This window comes from Streptomyces sp. NPDC030840 (assembly GCF_055572015.1).
In genome coordinates this window covers 86,546-99,248 of the sequence record NZ_JBVIEE010000010.1, presented here as the reverse complement: position 1 = coordinate 99,248, position 12,703 = coordinate 86,546, and the positions used below count along the sequence as shown (strand labels likewise).

The 12,703-nt window shown below is 71.0% G+C and carries 11 protein-coding genes; 6 read left to right on the top strand and 5 right to left on the bottom strand.

Translation table 11 applies throughout. From position 1 onward, the window contains the following. Window positions 1-155: 155 nt before the first annotated feature. The gene (locus ACZ49J_RS22480) at window positions 156-1,379 is read left to right on the top strand and encodes an MFS transporter (protein WP_467455848.1); all 1,224 of its coding nucleotides are present in this window, start codon (window positions 156-158) and stop codon (window positions 1,377-1,379) included. 251 nt (window positions 1,380-1,630) lie between these two features. On the opposite strand, the gene ACZ49J_RS22475 is transcribed toward ACZ49J_RS22480, so the two are convergent. Beyond that, window positions 1,631-2,218: a suppressor of fused domain protein gene (locus ACZ49J_RS22475; protein WP_467455821.1), complete on the bottom strand. Its 588-nt coding sequence runs from the start codon at window positions 2,216-2,218 to the stop codon at window positions 1,631-1,633. A gap of 627 nt (window positions 2,219-2,845) precedes the next feature. Between ACZ49J_RS22475 and ACZ49J_RS22470 the strand changes: the two genes are divergently transcribed. Together ACZ49J_RS22470 and ACZ49J_RS22465 are read left to right on the top strand one after the other, a co-directional pair. Continuing rightward, entirely contained in the window at window positions 2,846-3,958 is a 1,113-nt protein-coding gene (locus ACZ49J_RS22470; protein WP_467455820.1) for a magnesium and cobalt transport protein CorA, read from the top strand. Between the two features lie 44 nt (window positions 3,959-4,002). Continuing rightward, window positions 4,003-4,512 carry a hypothetical protein gene (locus ACZ49J_RS22465; RefSeq protein ID WP_467455819.1) on the top strand — a complete coding sequence of 170 codons (510 nt, stop codon included), beginning with the start codon at window positions 4,003-4,005 and terminating at the stop codon, window positions 4,510-4,512. Between the two features lie 12 nt (window positions 4,513-4,524). Here ACZ49J_RS22465 and ACZ49J_RS22460 read toward each other — a convergent pair whose 3' ends face one another. Further along, window positions 4,525-5,274 (bottom strand): hypothetical protein, encoded by a 750-nt coding sequence (locus ACZ49J_RS22460; protein ID WP_467455817.1) that lies wholly within the window; start codon window positions 5,272-5,274, stop codon window positions 4,525-4,527. A 175-nt stretch (window positions 5,275-5,449) separates the two neighbouring features. Here ACZ49J_RS22460 and ACZ49J_RS22455 point away from each other — a divergent pair, with 175 nt between their 5' ends. From ACZ49J_RS22455 to ACZ49J_RS22445, 3 genes are read left to right on the top strand one after another with little or no spacing between them, the layout of a single operon-like run. Further along, window positions 5,450-6,742: a magnesium transporter MgtE N-terminal domain-containing protein gene (locus tag ACZ49J_RS22455; protein ID WP_467455816.1), complete on the top strand. Its 1,293-nt coding sequence runs from the start codon at window positions 5,450-5,452 to the stop codon at window positions 6,740-6,742. Further along, window positions 6,732-7,349 carry a DUF1003 domain-containing protein gene (locus tag ACZ49J_RS22450; protein ID WP_467455815.1) on the top strand — a complete coding sequence of 206 codons (618 nt, stop codon included), beginning with the start codon at window positions 6,732-6,734 and terminating at the stop codon, window positions 7,347-7,349. Before ACZ49J_RS22455 ends, ACZ49J_RS22450 begins: the two co-directional genes overlap by 11 nt. A 43-nt stretch (window positions 7,350-7,392) precedes the next feature. Further along, window positions 7,393-8,526, top strand: a complete 1,134-nt coding sequence (locus ACZ49J_RS22445; RefSeq protein ID WP_467455814.1) for an Mrp/NBP35 family ATP-binding protein — start codon at window positions 7,393-7,395, stop codon at window positions 8,524-8,526. Between the two features lie 156 nt (window positions 8,527-8,682). Here the strand turns inward: ACZ49J_RS22445 and ACZ49J_RS22440 are convergent, their stop codons facing one another. The 3 genes from ACZ49J_RS22440 to ACZ49J_RS22430 form a co-directional block, all read right to left on the bottom strand. Continuing rightward, window positions 8,683-9,345, bottom strand: a complete 663-nt coding sequence (locus tag ACZ49J_RS22440) for a hypothetical protein (protein WP_467455813.1) — start codon at window positions 9,343-9,345, stop codon at window positions 8,683-8,685. Window positions 9,346-9,695: 350 nt separating this feature from the next. Beyond that, window positions 9,696-10,142: a sec-independent translocase gene (locus ACZ49J_RS22435; RefSeq protein WP_467455811.1), complete on the bottom strand. Its 447-nt coding sequence runs from the start codon at window positions 10,140-10,142 to the stop codon at window positions 9,696-9,698. A 227-nt stretch (window positions 10,143-10,369) separates the two neighbouring features. Next, window positions 10,370-12,136 carry a S1C family serine protease gene (locus ACZ49J_RS22430; RefSeq protein ID WP_467455847.1) on the bottom strand — a complete coding sequence of 589 codons (1,767 nt, stop codon included), beginning with the start codon at window positions 12,134-12,136 and terminating at the stop codon, window positions 10,370-10,372. Between the last annotated feature and the right edge of the window lie 567 nt (window positions 12,137-12,703).

Sequence of the window (12,703 nt, the reverse complement as noted above, 5' to 3'; positions counted from 1 at the left end):
GACGATCACCCGTCCGGAGGGACTCGATCACCAGGCGAGATTAGATGTATCTTGCATTAATTAGCTACTCTAACTTATTGTGTGCATGTACCACCGATCCACGTCCTGTTGGAGGAACAGACATGAGCAGGAGGAGTACGGGAGGCGGCGGCCACGTGGACGCGTTCGACGCCGGCGCCGGCGGGGTGCTGCGGCAGCCGAAAGCCGTCTGGGCGACCGCGGGAGCGTCCGTCGTCGCCTTCATGGGCATCGGACTCGTCGACCCGATCCTGCCGTCCATCGCCAGCGGCCTCGACGCCACGGCCGGCCAGGTCTCGCTGCTCTTCACGTCGTACTTCCTGATCACCGCCATCGCGATGCTGGTGACCGGCTTCGTCTCCAGTCGCGTGGGCGGGCGGAAGACCCTGCTGCTCGGCCTGGCACTCGTGGTGGTCTTCGCGGGTCTGTCCGGCACGTCGCAGTCGGTCGGCGAACTGGTGGGCTTCCGCGCCGGCTGGGGACTCGGCAACGCGCTGTTCGTCTCCACGGCGCTCGCGGTCATCGTCGGCGCGGCGGCCGGGGGCAGCGCCGCCGCGATCCTGTTGTACGAGTCGGCCCTGGGACTCGGTATGGCGTGCGGACCGCTGCTGGGCGCGCTGCTCGGGGACGCGAGCTGGCGGTACCCGTTCTTCGGCACCGCGTTCCTGATGGCGGTCGGGTTCCTGTGCATCACGGCGTTCCTGACGGAACAGCCGAGGCCCGCGCGGAAGACGGGACTGCTCGACCCGATCAAGGCGCTCGGCCACGGAGGTCTCGCCTCGGCAGCGGTCTCGGCGTTCTTCTACAACTACACGTTCTTCACCGTGCTGGCCTTCACGCCGTTCGTGCTGGACATGAGCCCGTACCGGTCGGGCGCGGTGTTCTTCTGCTGGGGTGTGCTGCTGGCGGTCTTCTCGGTGATCGTGGCGCCGCGGCTGCAGAAGCGGTTCGGCTCGCTGAAGGTGCTGGGCGGTTCACTGATGCTGCTCGCGGCGGACGTGCTGGTCCTCGGGTACGGCGACCACGGCACCGCCGTCGTCTGCACGGTCCTGTCGGGTGCGTTCATCGGCGTGAACAACACGGTCTACACAGAGCTGGCCCTGGGCGTCTCGGACGCTCCGCGGCCGGTGGCGAGCGCCGGATACAACTTCGTACGGTGGTTCGCGGCCGCGGCAGCTCCGTACTTCGCCCCGAAGATCGAGGAGTGGACCGACGTCCACGTCCCCTTCGTGGTCGCCGCCGTGACAGCCGTGGCGGGTGCCCTCGTCGTCCTCGTACGGCGCGGGGCGCTCAGTGACGAAGCCGAGGAGCACCAGCCGCAGCACGCCACGGAGGACGGCGTCGCCGTCTTCGCCAACTGACCGCCTTCGCCGGCCAACAGACCGCGCCGCCCCACAGGCTTCACCCCCCCCGCAAGCTTCGGCCCACAGGCTTCACCCCTCGCAGGCTTCGCCAACGGACGGACCGGACCGAGCAGTCCGGCGCCGCCGACCGTCGCGGCCGACCGCCGTGACCAAACGCCGTAACCGACCGCCGTAACCGACCGCCGTAACCGAACGCCGTCAGCAGTCAACTGCCCACCGGAGCGCACGTTTTCGGCCACATGCGCGGGTCAGTCCAGGGACACCGACCGGCGGGACGGATCGCGAAGGTCCGTCCCGCCGGCGAGCCATCGTTCCTGAAGGGCCTGGGCGCCGTGGACGCGCTTCCAGGCAGCCTCGTTCGGGGTCATCGGCAGCAGCGGCAGAAAGCGCACGGGGTCGGCGGGCTCGTCCAGCTCCAGGTCCTCCACCAGGCCGCCGGACTCGGCCACGAGGACGGAGGTGAACGGGGCACCGGGCCACAGGGGCTCCCCCACGTCGAGTGAGGCCCCGGGGGCCACGACCACGCCCTCGACCTGCGGGGACGCGGCGAGCACGGCGAGCGGCCGGAGCACCTTGTCGGTGTCGGCGCCGGCACCGCGCCGGACCGTGAGGATCAGCTCGGCGCGCGGTCCCCTGACCGGGTCGGCGAGCACCGCCGTGGGGTCGGCCATCGGCTGGGCGGACATGCCGAGCGTGGCGTAGCGGACGATGTCGCCCTCTGTGAAACGGAGCACCTCGATGCGGTCCGTGCCGAGGAAGGTGACCGCGGCGCGCGCGTCCGGTTCGCCCAGCGCAGAGCGCAAACGGGCCTCCACCAAAGGAAGAACATCAGCCATGAGCCGAGCATAGAACTCGTCAGCAACGGGCAAAGCGGCGCCTTGACTCCGAGGGCTGCTGATATTCTTGGCCACCGGTCAGGGCAGCACGCCAAGCGTCGCTCTCGAGCCCTGACCCGCTGAAACTCCCCTACGGGGACCGGGAACCCTCAGGGTTCCGGGAATGGATCGTCCCTTACGGGGGACCGGCCGGAGGAGGTGGGGCTGCGATGGACCGAAGTCGACCGTGCAGTACCACCCGCTCTTCCGGCCACCGCGTTCCGTAACTCCTGGTTCCGGCTGTCGCTCCGTCGGCCGTCGCCTCCCGCATACGCGTCACATCCGCTGTCGTGTCGCTCGTGCACAACGGAAGAGCACTTCGTCCCACTGATCCGACCGATCCTCCGGACGTCGTCGACCCGGCTCGAAACCACACCCGAGCCCGATCTCGTCGTTCCATCCGATCCGTCCGATCTGTCTTGATCCGAATCAAGCGAAGCTGCCACCGCGACGGTGCGGTGCTCCCCGCTTTGTGGACGTGCCAAACATCCTTCCTACCTGAAAGGTGGGGAGACCCCTTGTCAGGACGTCTTCATTCCGGGCAGTTCCAACCGCCGTCGGCGGCCTTTCGTTGCGAAGGAGCCTGCCATGTCGATGATCCGTGACCTGCGAGCCGCGGTCCGCCCCCGTCCCGCGCTGCGCAAGAGCGGCGCGGCGTACGAGACCACGCGCGCGGCGGAGAACAACTCGGCCGTCGTGGACTGCGCCGTCTACCGCGACGGCGAACGCGTCACCGTCGGCCGGGACCTGACGCCGCATGAGGCGATCCGTCAGGTGCGCCGGGACGGAGGGTTCGTGTGGATCGGCCTGCACGAGCCGTCCGAGGCCGAGTTCGCGGACATCGCCGCCGAGTTCGGGCTGCACCCGCTGGCCGTGGAGGACGCCGTCCACGCGCACCAGCGGCCCAAGCTGGAGCGGTACGACGACACGCTGTTCACGGTCTTCAAGACCGTCCACTACGTGGAGCACGACGAGCTGACCTCCTCCAGCGAGGTCGTCGAGACCGGCGAGGTCATGTGCTTCACCGGACGGGACTTCTTCATCACCGTGCGGCACGGCGGGAAGGGCTCCCTGCGGGCGCTGCGGCACCGGCTGCAGGAGGACACCGAGCTGCTCGCCAAGGGCCCGTCGGCAGTGCTGCACGCCATCGCGGACCACGTCGTGGACGGGTACATCGCGGTGGCGGACGCCATGCAGGACGACATCGACGAGGTGGAGACCGAGGTCTTCTCCCCGGGCCGCAAGGGCGGGCCGCGCGGTACCGACGCGGGCCGGATCTACCAGCTCAAGCGCGAGGTGCTGGAGTTCAAGCGCGCGGTCTCGCCCCTGGTGCGGCCGATGCAGCTGCTGAGCGAGCGCCCGATGCGGCTGGTCGACCCGGACATCCAGAAGTACTTCCGTGACGTGGCCGACCACCTCACGCAGGTCCAGGAGCAGGTTCTCGGCTTCGACGAGCTGCTCAACTCGATCCTCCAGGCGAACCTCGCACAGGCCTCGGTGGCGCAGAACGAGGACATGCGCAAGATCACGTCGTGGGCGGCGATCATCGCCGTGCCGACGATGGTCTGCGGGGTGTACGGCATGAACTTCGACTACATGCCGGAGTTGCACTGGAGGTTCGGCTACCCACTGGTGCTGACCGTCACCGTGGCCATCTGCTTCGGCATCCACCGCTCGCTGAAGCGCAACGGGTGGCTGTGAGGCGGGGCGCCCGCGTTGTCGGTGGCGCTCGTTAGGCTTGCCCCATGACCGTCACCGACACGCTGCTCGACCGGGCCCTGGTCGAGGAGGCCACCAAGAAGTCCGGGCTCATCTGGGTCCAGGGCTCCGGCGCGCCGGCCCGCGCCCTGTGGCACGTCTGGCACGAGGGCGCGGCGTGCGTGGTCGGCGACGGGCCCGGTGAGCAGCCGCTGCCGGGACTGGTGGACGGCGCCGAGGCGGCCGTGACGGTCCGCAGCAAGGACAAGGGCGGGCGCCTCGCCACGTGGACGGCGAGGGTCAGCGAGCTGGCCCCGGGGTCCCCGGCCTGGGAGGCCGCGGTCGCCGAGCTGAAGGGCAAGCGTCTGAACGCACCCGACGGTGAGGCGATGCCGGAGCGCTGGTCCCGCGAGTGCCGGGTGCTCCGCCTGGAGCCCACGGGGGTCACGGCACCGCTGCCGGACTCCTCGCTGGCCGCGGCCCCGCTCCCCACCTCGGCCACCACGCGTCGGCCCATACCGGCAGGGCTTCCCCGTCTTCTGTTGAAGAAGCGGTAGCCGGGGTTCTTCTTACGACGACGGCAGCTGCTTGCCGTAGTCCACGACCTCGTCCTCCTCGGGTTCCTCGAGGGGGAAGGTCCTGCCCCAGTCGGTGAGGCGGATGGTGCCCGCGTCGCCGGCCCGGACGAGGCGCAGGGGGTAGGGGGTGCCCTTCAGGGACACGTCGAGGGTGCCGCCGGAGCCTTCGTCGCCGGTGATGCGGATCGTGGGGACGCCGGACTGCTCGTGGCGCCCGTCCGTGGAGAGGTCGCCATGCAGCGTCAGCAGGCCCTCCAGCAGGACGTCCTTGTCCGTGAAGCCGCTGAAGCGCTGGTACGCGGGGTCCCCCGTCGGCACCTTCACGTACATCCCGTCCAGCTTGTCCGCGGCGGCCGCGTCCGACTCGCTGTCGTCGCCCTTGCCGTCCTCGTGGTCCCAGAACTCCTTGTCGGCCTTCAGGTACAGGTGCTCGCCGACCTTCAGCAGCCGGAACGTCGAGCCCTCCGACGCCACCGAGCCCGTGCCGCCGTTCCGCGCGAGCCGCATGTCCAGCTTGTACGTGCGGCCGTTGCTCACCACCGTCCCGGACAGCCGCACGGTGCGTGCCGCCTTGGCGGCCGCGGTCGTCCGGCTCTGGATCTTCGTGGCCGGCAGCTTCCCGACACCGTTCGTGCCCGCGTCCGGGTCCTCACCGCACCCCGTCAGCCCGGCCCCGGACGCCACCAGCGCACAGATCGCGCTGACCATCGCGGCCCTTCGGGTACGGGGAATCACAGTCACAGGCGGGACACCTCTCGTACGCGGGACTCAAGCGGCGTACCGCAGCGTACCGGTGCCCCGCGCGCCCCTCGGAGGCAGTCCGTCCGCAGCGCTCACCAGGGCGTATCCGACCGGGACGGGCTAGCCTGAAGCCCACCTTGGCGGACAATCCCGTATGAAACGAAAGGCGCGGCACATGGCGGCCGGCACGCCCCGGATCTTCGTCTCCCACCTCTCCGGCATCGCCGTCTTCGACCCCACCGGAGACCAGGTGGGCCGTGTCCGTGATCTCGTCGCCATGCTCCGCGTGGGCCGCAAGCCGCCGCGGCTGCTGGGGCTGGTCGTGGAGCTGACGACCCGGCGCCGCATCTTCCTGCCCATGACCCGGGTCACCGGCATCGAGTCGGGGCAGGTCATCACCACGGGCGTGCTGAACGTCCGCCGGTTCGAGCAGCGGCCCACCGAGCGGCTGGTCCTCGGTGAGCTCCTCGACCGGCGGGTACGGCTCGTGGGGACCGAGGAGGAGGTGACGGTCCTCGACGTCTCCGTGCGGCAGCTGCCGGCCCGCCGGGAGTGGGAGATCGACCGGGTCTTCGTGCGCAAGGGGAAGAACGGCGCTTTCCGGCGCAGCAGGGGGGAGACGCTGACCGTCGAGTGGTCCGCCGTCACCGGGTTCTCGCTGGAGGAGCACGGACAGGGCGCCGAGAGCCTGCTGGCCACCTTCGAGCAGCTGCGGCCCGCCGACCTCGCCAACGTGCTGCACCACCTGTCCGCCAAGCGCCGCGCCGAGGTCGCCTCCGCCCTGGACGACGACCGCCTCGCCGACGTCCTGGAGGAGCTGCCGGAGGACGACCAGATCGAGATCCTCGGCAAGCTCCAGGAGGAGCGCGCCGCGGACGTTCTGGAGGCCATGGATCCGGACGACGCCGCCGACCTGCTCTCCGAGCTTCCGGAGGAGGACAAGGAGCGGCTGCTGACACTGATGGAGCCGGACGAGGCCGCCGACGTGCGCCGGCTCATGGCGTACGAGGAGAAGACCGCCGGCGGGCTCATGACCACCGAGCCGATCGTGCTGCGGCCCGACGCGACGGTCGCCGACGCGCTCGCCCGCGTCCGCAACCCCGACCTCTCCCCCGCGCTCGCGGCGCAGGTGTACGTGTGCCGTCCGCCGGACGAGACCCCGACCGGCAAGTACCTGGGCACCGTCCACTTCCAGCGGCTGCTGCGCGACCCGCCGTACACCCTGGTCAGCTCGCTCGTCGACGACGACCTGCAGACGCTCGGCCCCGAGGCCCCGCTGCCCGTGGTGGCCGGGTTCTTCGCGACGTACGACATGGTCGCGGCGCCCGTCGTGGACGAGAGCGGCTCACTGCTGGGCGCGGTGACCGTGGACGACGTGCTCGACCACATGCTGCCGGAGGACTGGCGGGAGACGGAGTTCCACCTGGACGAGGAGGCGGGCGAGGGGGCGGGCACGCATGGCTCCTGAGCGCGAGGGACGCGAGCGTGTCCACGGCGGACGTGAGCGCGTGCCCGCCGGCGCCACGGCCACCGCCCGGTCCCGTGCCCGCGTCCACCTCGACCAGCCGCGCCCGCCCCGCCGGAGGTTCCTGCCGGAGTGGGACCCGGAGGCCTTCGGGAAGCTGTCCGAGCGGATCGCCCGGTTCATCGGCACCGGACGGTTCCTCGTCTGGATGACCGTGGTCATCATCCTGTGGGTGGTGTGGAACGTCTCCGCGCCCTCCGGCCTGCGGTTCGACGAGTACCCGTTCATCTTCCTGACGCTGGCGCTGTCGCTCCAGGCCTCCTACGCCGCGCCGCTGATCCTCCTCGCGCAGAACCGCCAGGCCGACCGCGACCGGGTCAACCTCGAACAGGACCGCCAGCAGAACGAGCGGTCGATCGCGGACACCGAGTACCTGACACGGGAGGTCGCCGCCCTGCGGATCGGTCTCGGCGAGGTCGCCACCCGCGACTGGATCCGTTCCGAACTCCAGGATCTCGTCAGGGAACTGGACGAGCATCACGCGGACGGCCACAAGGGCGCCGTATTCCCGGCCGAGCCCGGCCGCGGACGTGACATGGACGACCGCTGACGGGGCTCCCGGGGCCCCCGCGGAGCGCCGTACCATCGTTCCTATGGCTACGGAAGACGCGGTGCGCGAAGCACTGGCGACGGTGAACGACCCCGAGATCAACCGCCCCATCACCGAACTCGGGATGGTCAAGTCGGTGGACATCGGTGCGGACGGAGCGGTCGCGGTCACCGTGTACCTGACGGTCTCCGGGTGCCCGATGCGCGACACGATCACGCAGCGCGTGACGGACGCGGTCTCCGGGGTCGAGGGCGTCACGCGCGTCGACGTCACGCTGGACGTCATGAGCGACGAGCAGCGCCGCGAGCTGGCGTCCGCGCTGCGTGGCGGCCAGGCCGAGCGCGAGGTCCCCTTCGCCAAGCCGGGCAGCCTGACCCGCGTCTACGCCGTCGCCTCCGGCAAGGGCGGCGTCGGCAAGTCCTCCGTCACGGTCAACCTGGCGGCGGCGATGGCGGCCGACGGCCTGAAGGTCGGCGTCGTGGACGCCGACATCTACGGCCACTCCGTGCCCCGCATGCTGGGCGCCGACGGGCTTCCCACCCAGGTCGAGAACATGATCATGCCGCCGTCGGCGAACGGTGTGAAGGTCATCTCGATCGGCATGTTCACCCCGGGCAACACGCCGGTCGTCTGGCGCGGCCCGATGCTCCACCGCGCCCTTCAGCAGTTCCTGGCGGACGTGTACTGGGGCGACCTCGACGTCCTGCTCCTGGACCTGCCCCCCGGCACGGGCGACATCGCCATCTCGGTCGCGCAGCTGGTTCCGAACGCCGAGATCCTGGTCGTGACGACGCCCCAGCAGGCCGCGGCCGAGGTCGCCGAGCGGGCCGGCTCGATCGCCGTCCAGACCCACCAGAAGATCGTGGGCGTGGTCGAGAACATGTCGGGCCTGCCCTGCCCGCACTGCGGCGAGATGGTCGACGTCTTCGGCACGGGCGGCGGCCAGGTGGTGGCCGACGGCCTGACCCGTACGACGGGCGCGACGGTCCCGGTCCTCGGCAACATCCCCATCGACGTCCGTCTCCGCGAGGGCGGCGACGAGGGCAAGCCGGTCGTCCTCACGGACCCCGACTCCCCGGCCGGCGCGGCCCTCCGCTCCATCGCGGGCAAGCTCGGCGGCCGCCAGCGCGGCCTGTCGGGCATGTCCCTGGGGATCACCCCGAAGAACAAGTTCTAGGGCTCTTTACGACGTTCGGGCGAGTCGCGCCCCTGCAAGGGGCGCGGGGCTGTGTTCGATATGCGGCTCCGCCGCGTGGGCGCGACCAGCCACAACGACCCCGCACCCGAAGAGGCGCCGCACCACAACGGCGCCCCCTCGGCTCAGCGCCGCAGGCTACGCGTACGCGCCGATGTCCTTGATCATGGCGAAGCCAAGCCCGTACGCACTCATCCCCCGCCCGTACGCACCCACATGGACGCCCTCCGGCGTGGACCCCGCGAGGACCCACCCGAACTCGGACTCGCGGTAGTGGAACGGGGTCGGGACCCCGTCCACGGGGAGGGACAGCGTCGACCAGTCCGGACCGGCCAGGTCGTCCGCGAGGACCCACGCCGTCTCGGTCTGCTGGTCCAGCCAGTCGTCCCGCAGGGTGTGGTCCATCTGGCCGGGCCAGGTGAGCGTCAGCAGCCCCACACCGGCCAGCCAGGCCGCCGAGGAGGCCGTGGTGGCCTCCAGGACCCCCGTGCCGTCCGCACTGCGCCGTACGGGGTTCGCGGCGACCGTGACCACGATGGCGAAGCGCTCCTTGCCGTCCTCGCCGGAGCCCTCGTGCTTTATCGAGGGTTCGTCGCCGTGCCCGATCGATCCGTGCTCGACGGCACCGTCGGCCGCCGTACCCACCTGCATCAGCCAGCGCGGGCCCGTGAAGGCCTCGTCGAGGCCGTACCACGGGAAGGGCGCCTGCAGGTAGCTGTCGACCGTGCGCCGGGCGGAGGGGACCGGTTGTCCGTCCTCCGCGGCCGGCGCATGCGCGCCTACCCGACTCGTCGTCTCCATGTGCCCGGACGCCTCCTCGCTCTCGTCGGACCGGGAGCGGCCCGCCCCCCTCGGGCGTCGTCGCTCACACTCGTACGGTCCGCACAACAACTGGGCAGCATAGCCACAGCGCTCCGAACTGCTGGGAAACAGGCCGGGGCGCCAAGGCGCGTTCGGGTCGGGTTCCTGCGACACGGCGGGGCGTACGGGTATGACAAGCATCACACGAGGGTGCGCACAACGCCCCGAAACGACGCGCCCCGCAAGGGGCGCGGGGCTGTGTTGGATATGCGGCTCCGCCGCGTGGGCGCGACCAGCCACAACCGACCCGCAGCCGCCAGACAACCCCGGTCAAACCTGCGCCCGAGCGCCTACGTGGCGTCGGCGTCGAACGGCGGCCGCTCGTCCGGCTGCGGCCTCTCGGGCTTCTTGGTCATGTCGACGGAGCCGCCGCCGCTGGACGATGCGGAAGGGGAGCCCGCGGACGTCTCGGACTCCCGGCCGTGCACCGCGTCCGTGACCTCGGCCATCTCCTTCTTCAGGTCGAAACCGTTGCGGATCTCCTTGAGCCCCAGCTCGTCGTTGTCCAGCTGCTTGCGGATGAACGTCTTGGGGTTGAGGTCCTCGAACTCGAAGTCCTTGAACTCCGGGCCGAGCTCCTGCCGGATGTCCTGCTTGGCGCTCTCGGAGAAATCGCGGATCTTGCGGATGGTGCGCGTGACATCCTGGATCATCTTCGGGAGCTTCTCCGGGCCGAAGACGAGCACGGCGAGGACAACGAGCGTCACCAGCTCGAGCGGTCCTATGTCATTGAACACCTGAAGCTCCTTGCGAGTCCTCGGCCCTGTTCCATCGGCCCTCGGCGGTCGTTCCGTGGTGTCTTCCGTGGTCCGGGCCGGGTCCACGGTACCCGGGGTTGCTGTCCGTCCGGTACTGTCGCGACGCTCCGCGATGCGTGTACAAGGCCGGTTTTCCGCGAAGTTTGCCGTTCAGAGGCGTTTCGCGTCGTGTGCTGTGCAGTCGCTGTCACTCGTGCCCGGCCCGCTCAGCCTCCGGAGGAACCGAGAGTCAGGGTGATCCGCCTGTCCCGGCCGTCGCGCTGAAGGGTGAGTTCCAGCCGGTCGCCGGGGCGGTGGGCACGGATCTTGACGATGAGTTCCTCGCCGGAGTGGACGCGCTGTCCGTCGACCTCCGTGATGACGTCGCCCGCCTTGATGCCGGCCTTGTCACCGGGGCCGTCTGCCTTGACCGGGGGCCCTGAGCCATTGCTCTCGGTGCCGACCCGGGCTCCGTCGCCGGCGTAGTCCATGTCGAGCGTCACGCCGATGACGGGGTGGGTCGCCCTGCCCGTGTTGATCAGCTCCTCGGCGACGCGCTTGCCCTGGTTGATGGGGATGGCGAAGCCGAGGCCTATCGAACCGGCCTGTCCGCTCTCCAGGCCGGAGCCGTTGTCCGCGGAGCGGATGGCGCTGTTGATGCCGATCACGCGGGCACTGGCGTCGACCAGGGGGCCACCGGAGTTGCCCGGGTTGATCGGCGCGTCGGTCTGCAGCGCGTCCACGTAACTGATGTCGCTCCCGTCGCCTTCCCCTCCGCCCGCGGTGATGGGCCGCTCCTTGGCGCTGATGATGCCCGAGGTGACGGTGTTGGCCAGGTCGAAGGGCGCTCCGATGGCGACGACGGGGTCGCCGACCTGGACGTCGTCGGAGTTGCCGAGGGGCAGCGGCTTGAGCCCGCTGACACCCGAGACCCTGACCACGGCGAGGTCGTAGCCGCTGTCCTTGCCGACGATCGTGGCCTTGGCGGTCTCGCCTCCGCTGAAGGTCACGGAGATCTCGCCGCTCTCGCCGGCCGGTTCGACGACGTGGTGGTTGGTGAGGATGTGTCCCCGCTCGTCGAGCACGAAGCCGGTGCCGGTGCCCTGCTCGTCCGCACCGCTCACGTGCAGGGTGACCACGCTGGGCAGCGCGCTGGCCGCGATCCCGGCGACGCTGTCGGGCGCGCGGCCCTTGGCTCCGTCCGCGGCCTGGGGCAGCTCGACGTCCGCGATCCCGCCGTTGCGCTCCAGATAGGCGCCGACGGCTCCGCCGATGCCGCCGGAGGTGAGCGCGAGGAGCACGGCGCCCAGGACGAGAGCCTTGCGCGTACGCCTGCGCCGCTGGTCCTCGCTCGGCACCGCGGCCCCGTTCTGCTGCAGGGGCCCGGGGGCGACAGCCCAGGGGTCGTAGTTCCGCCAGGGGTTGTGGGGTGGCGCTGAGGGAGTGCCTCCCGGCTCGTGGGAGTTCCCCCGGTCGAACCAGGCCGAGGGTGGGGGCGGAGCGGAGAGACCGGCGGAGACGGGCGGCATGACCGCTCCGTGGGGCGCGCCGTCGGCCGGGCCGGGCGTCCCCGGCACCGGCGTCCGCACCGCGGCGGGCGCCCCGTGGGGCGGAGCCGCGGGCTCGACAGCCGTACCGTCCGCGGAAGTCCCCGGGTGCTGGACCGGCGGCGCGGGCGCCCAGGGGCCCGGCTCACCGTAGGGCGGGGTGCTGTAGGGGTCGGGGTCGTGCAGCGGCCTGGGCCGCTCGGTGGGGGCACCGGCGTCTGCCGGGCTGCCCTGCGGTATGCCGGCTTCGGGTAGGGCGCGGGAGGACGCGTCGCCGATGGGGGCCCCGCTCGCTGGTACGGCGTCTGTGGGCGCGGGTTGGTCCGGCACCTCTGCCACGCTGCTCGTCCCGGTCGTCCCACCCGGCGCGGGCGCGGGCACAGCCGCGGACGCGGACGCAGACGCAGACGTGGACGCAGACGCGGACGCAGACGCAGACGCAGACATCACGGCACCGATCGGCCGTGCGAGCTCGAAGTCGCCTTCGGTACCGGTCTGTTCCCGCGCCCCGGCGGGACTCTCGGCCCGCGCTGCCGGGACTTGGGGCCGGGCCGGCTCGAAGTCGCCGTCGTTCGCCGCACCGGCATCGGGAGCCGCCTCCTCCGGACGCCTCAACTCGAAGTCGCCACCGCTGTCGCCACCGTCGGCGTCACCCGCACCCGCTGCCCTCACCCTCACGGCCGCACTCACCCCCGCCGAACCGGCCACACCGTCCTGAACGAAGGCCGGACCCGCCGCCCCAGCCGGACCCGCCGTCTCAGCCGGGTCGGTCGAGGAGCCCACTGTCGGGCCCTCGGCGTCCTCGGGCCCCGGCACCGGAGTCGTCCGGGCGGACGCATCCCGGGAGTCCTCCGTCCCGGACGAGACCCGCCCGTCCGCCATGTGATCCGGCGTCAGGCCGGCCTCCGCGCCCTGGACTCTGGGGCGGTTCCACCACTTCGCCTTCGTGGGTTTCCCCTCGTTCAATGCTCTCCCCACACCTGGCCCGCGGCAGACCTCGCCGGCGGTCATCGC

Bases quoted from the DNA above. Each gene is read 5' to 3' on its own strand.
- ACZ49J_RS22470 (WP_467455820.1), top strand. From the start codon at position 2,846: ATGTCGATGATCCGTGACCTGCGAGCCGCGGTCCGCCCCCGTCCCGCG.
- ACZ49J_RS22465 (WP_467455819.1), top strand. From the start codon at position 4,003: ATGACCGTCACCGACACGCTGCTCGACCGGGCCCTGGTCGAGGAGGCC.
- ACZ49J_RS22450 (WP_467455815.1), top strand. From the start codon at position 6,732: ATGGCTCCTGAGCGCGAGGGACGCGAGCGTGTCCACGGCGGACGTGAG.
- ACZ49J_RS22455 (WP_467455816.1), top strand. From the start codon at position 5,450: ATGGCGGCCGGCACGCCCCGGATCTTCGTCTCCCACCTCTCCGGCATC.
- ACZ49J_RS22445 (WP_467455814.1), top strand. From the start codon at position 7,393: ATGGCTACGGAAGACGCGGTGCGCGAAGCACTGGCGACGGTGAACGAC.
- ACZ49J_RS22440 (WP_467455813.1), bottom strand. From the start codon at position 9,345: ATGGAGACGACGAGTCGGGTAGGCGCGCATGCGCCGGCCGCGGAGGAC.
- ACZ49J_RS22430 (WP_467455847.1), bottom strand. From the start codon at position 12,136: ATGTCTGCGTCTGCGTCTGCGTCCGCGTCTGCGTCCACGTCTGCGTCT.
- ACZ49J_RS22475 (WP_467455821.1), bottom strand. From the start codon at position 2,218: ATGGCTGATGTTCTTCCTTTGGTGGAGGCCCGTTTGCGCTCTGCGCTG.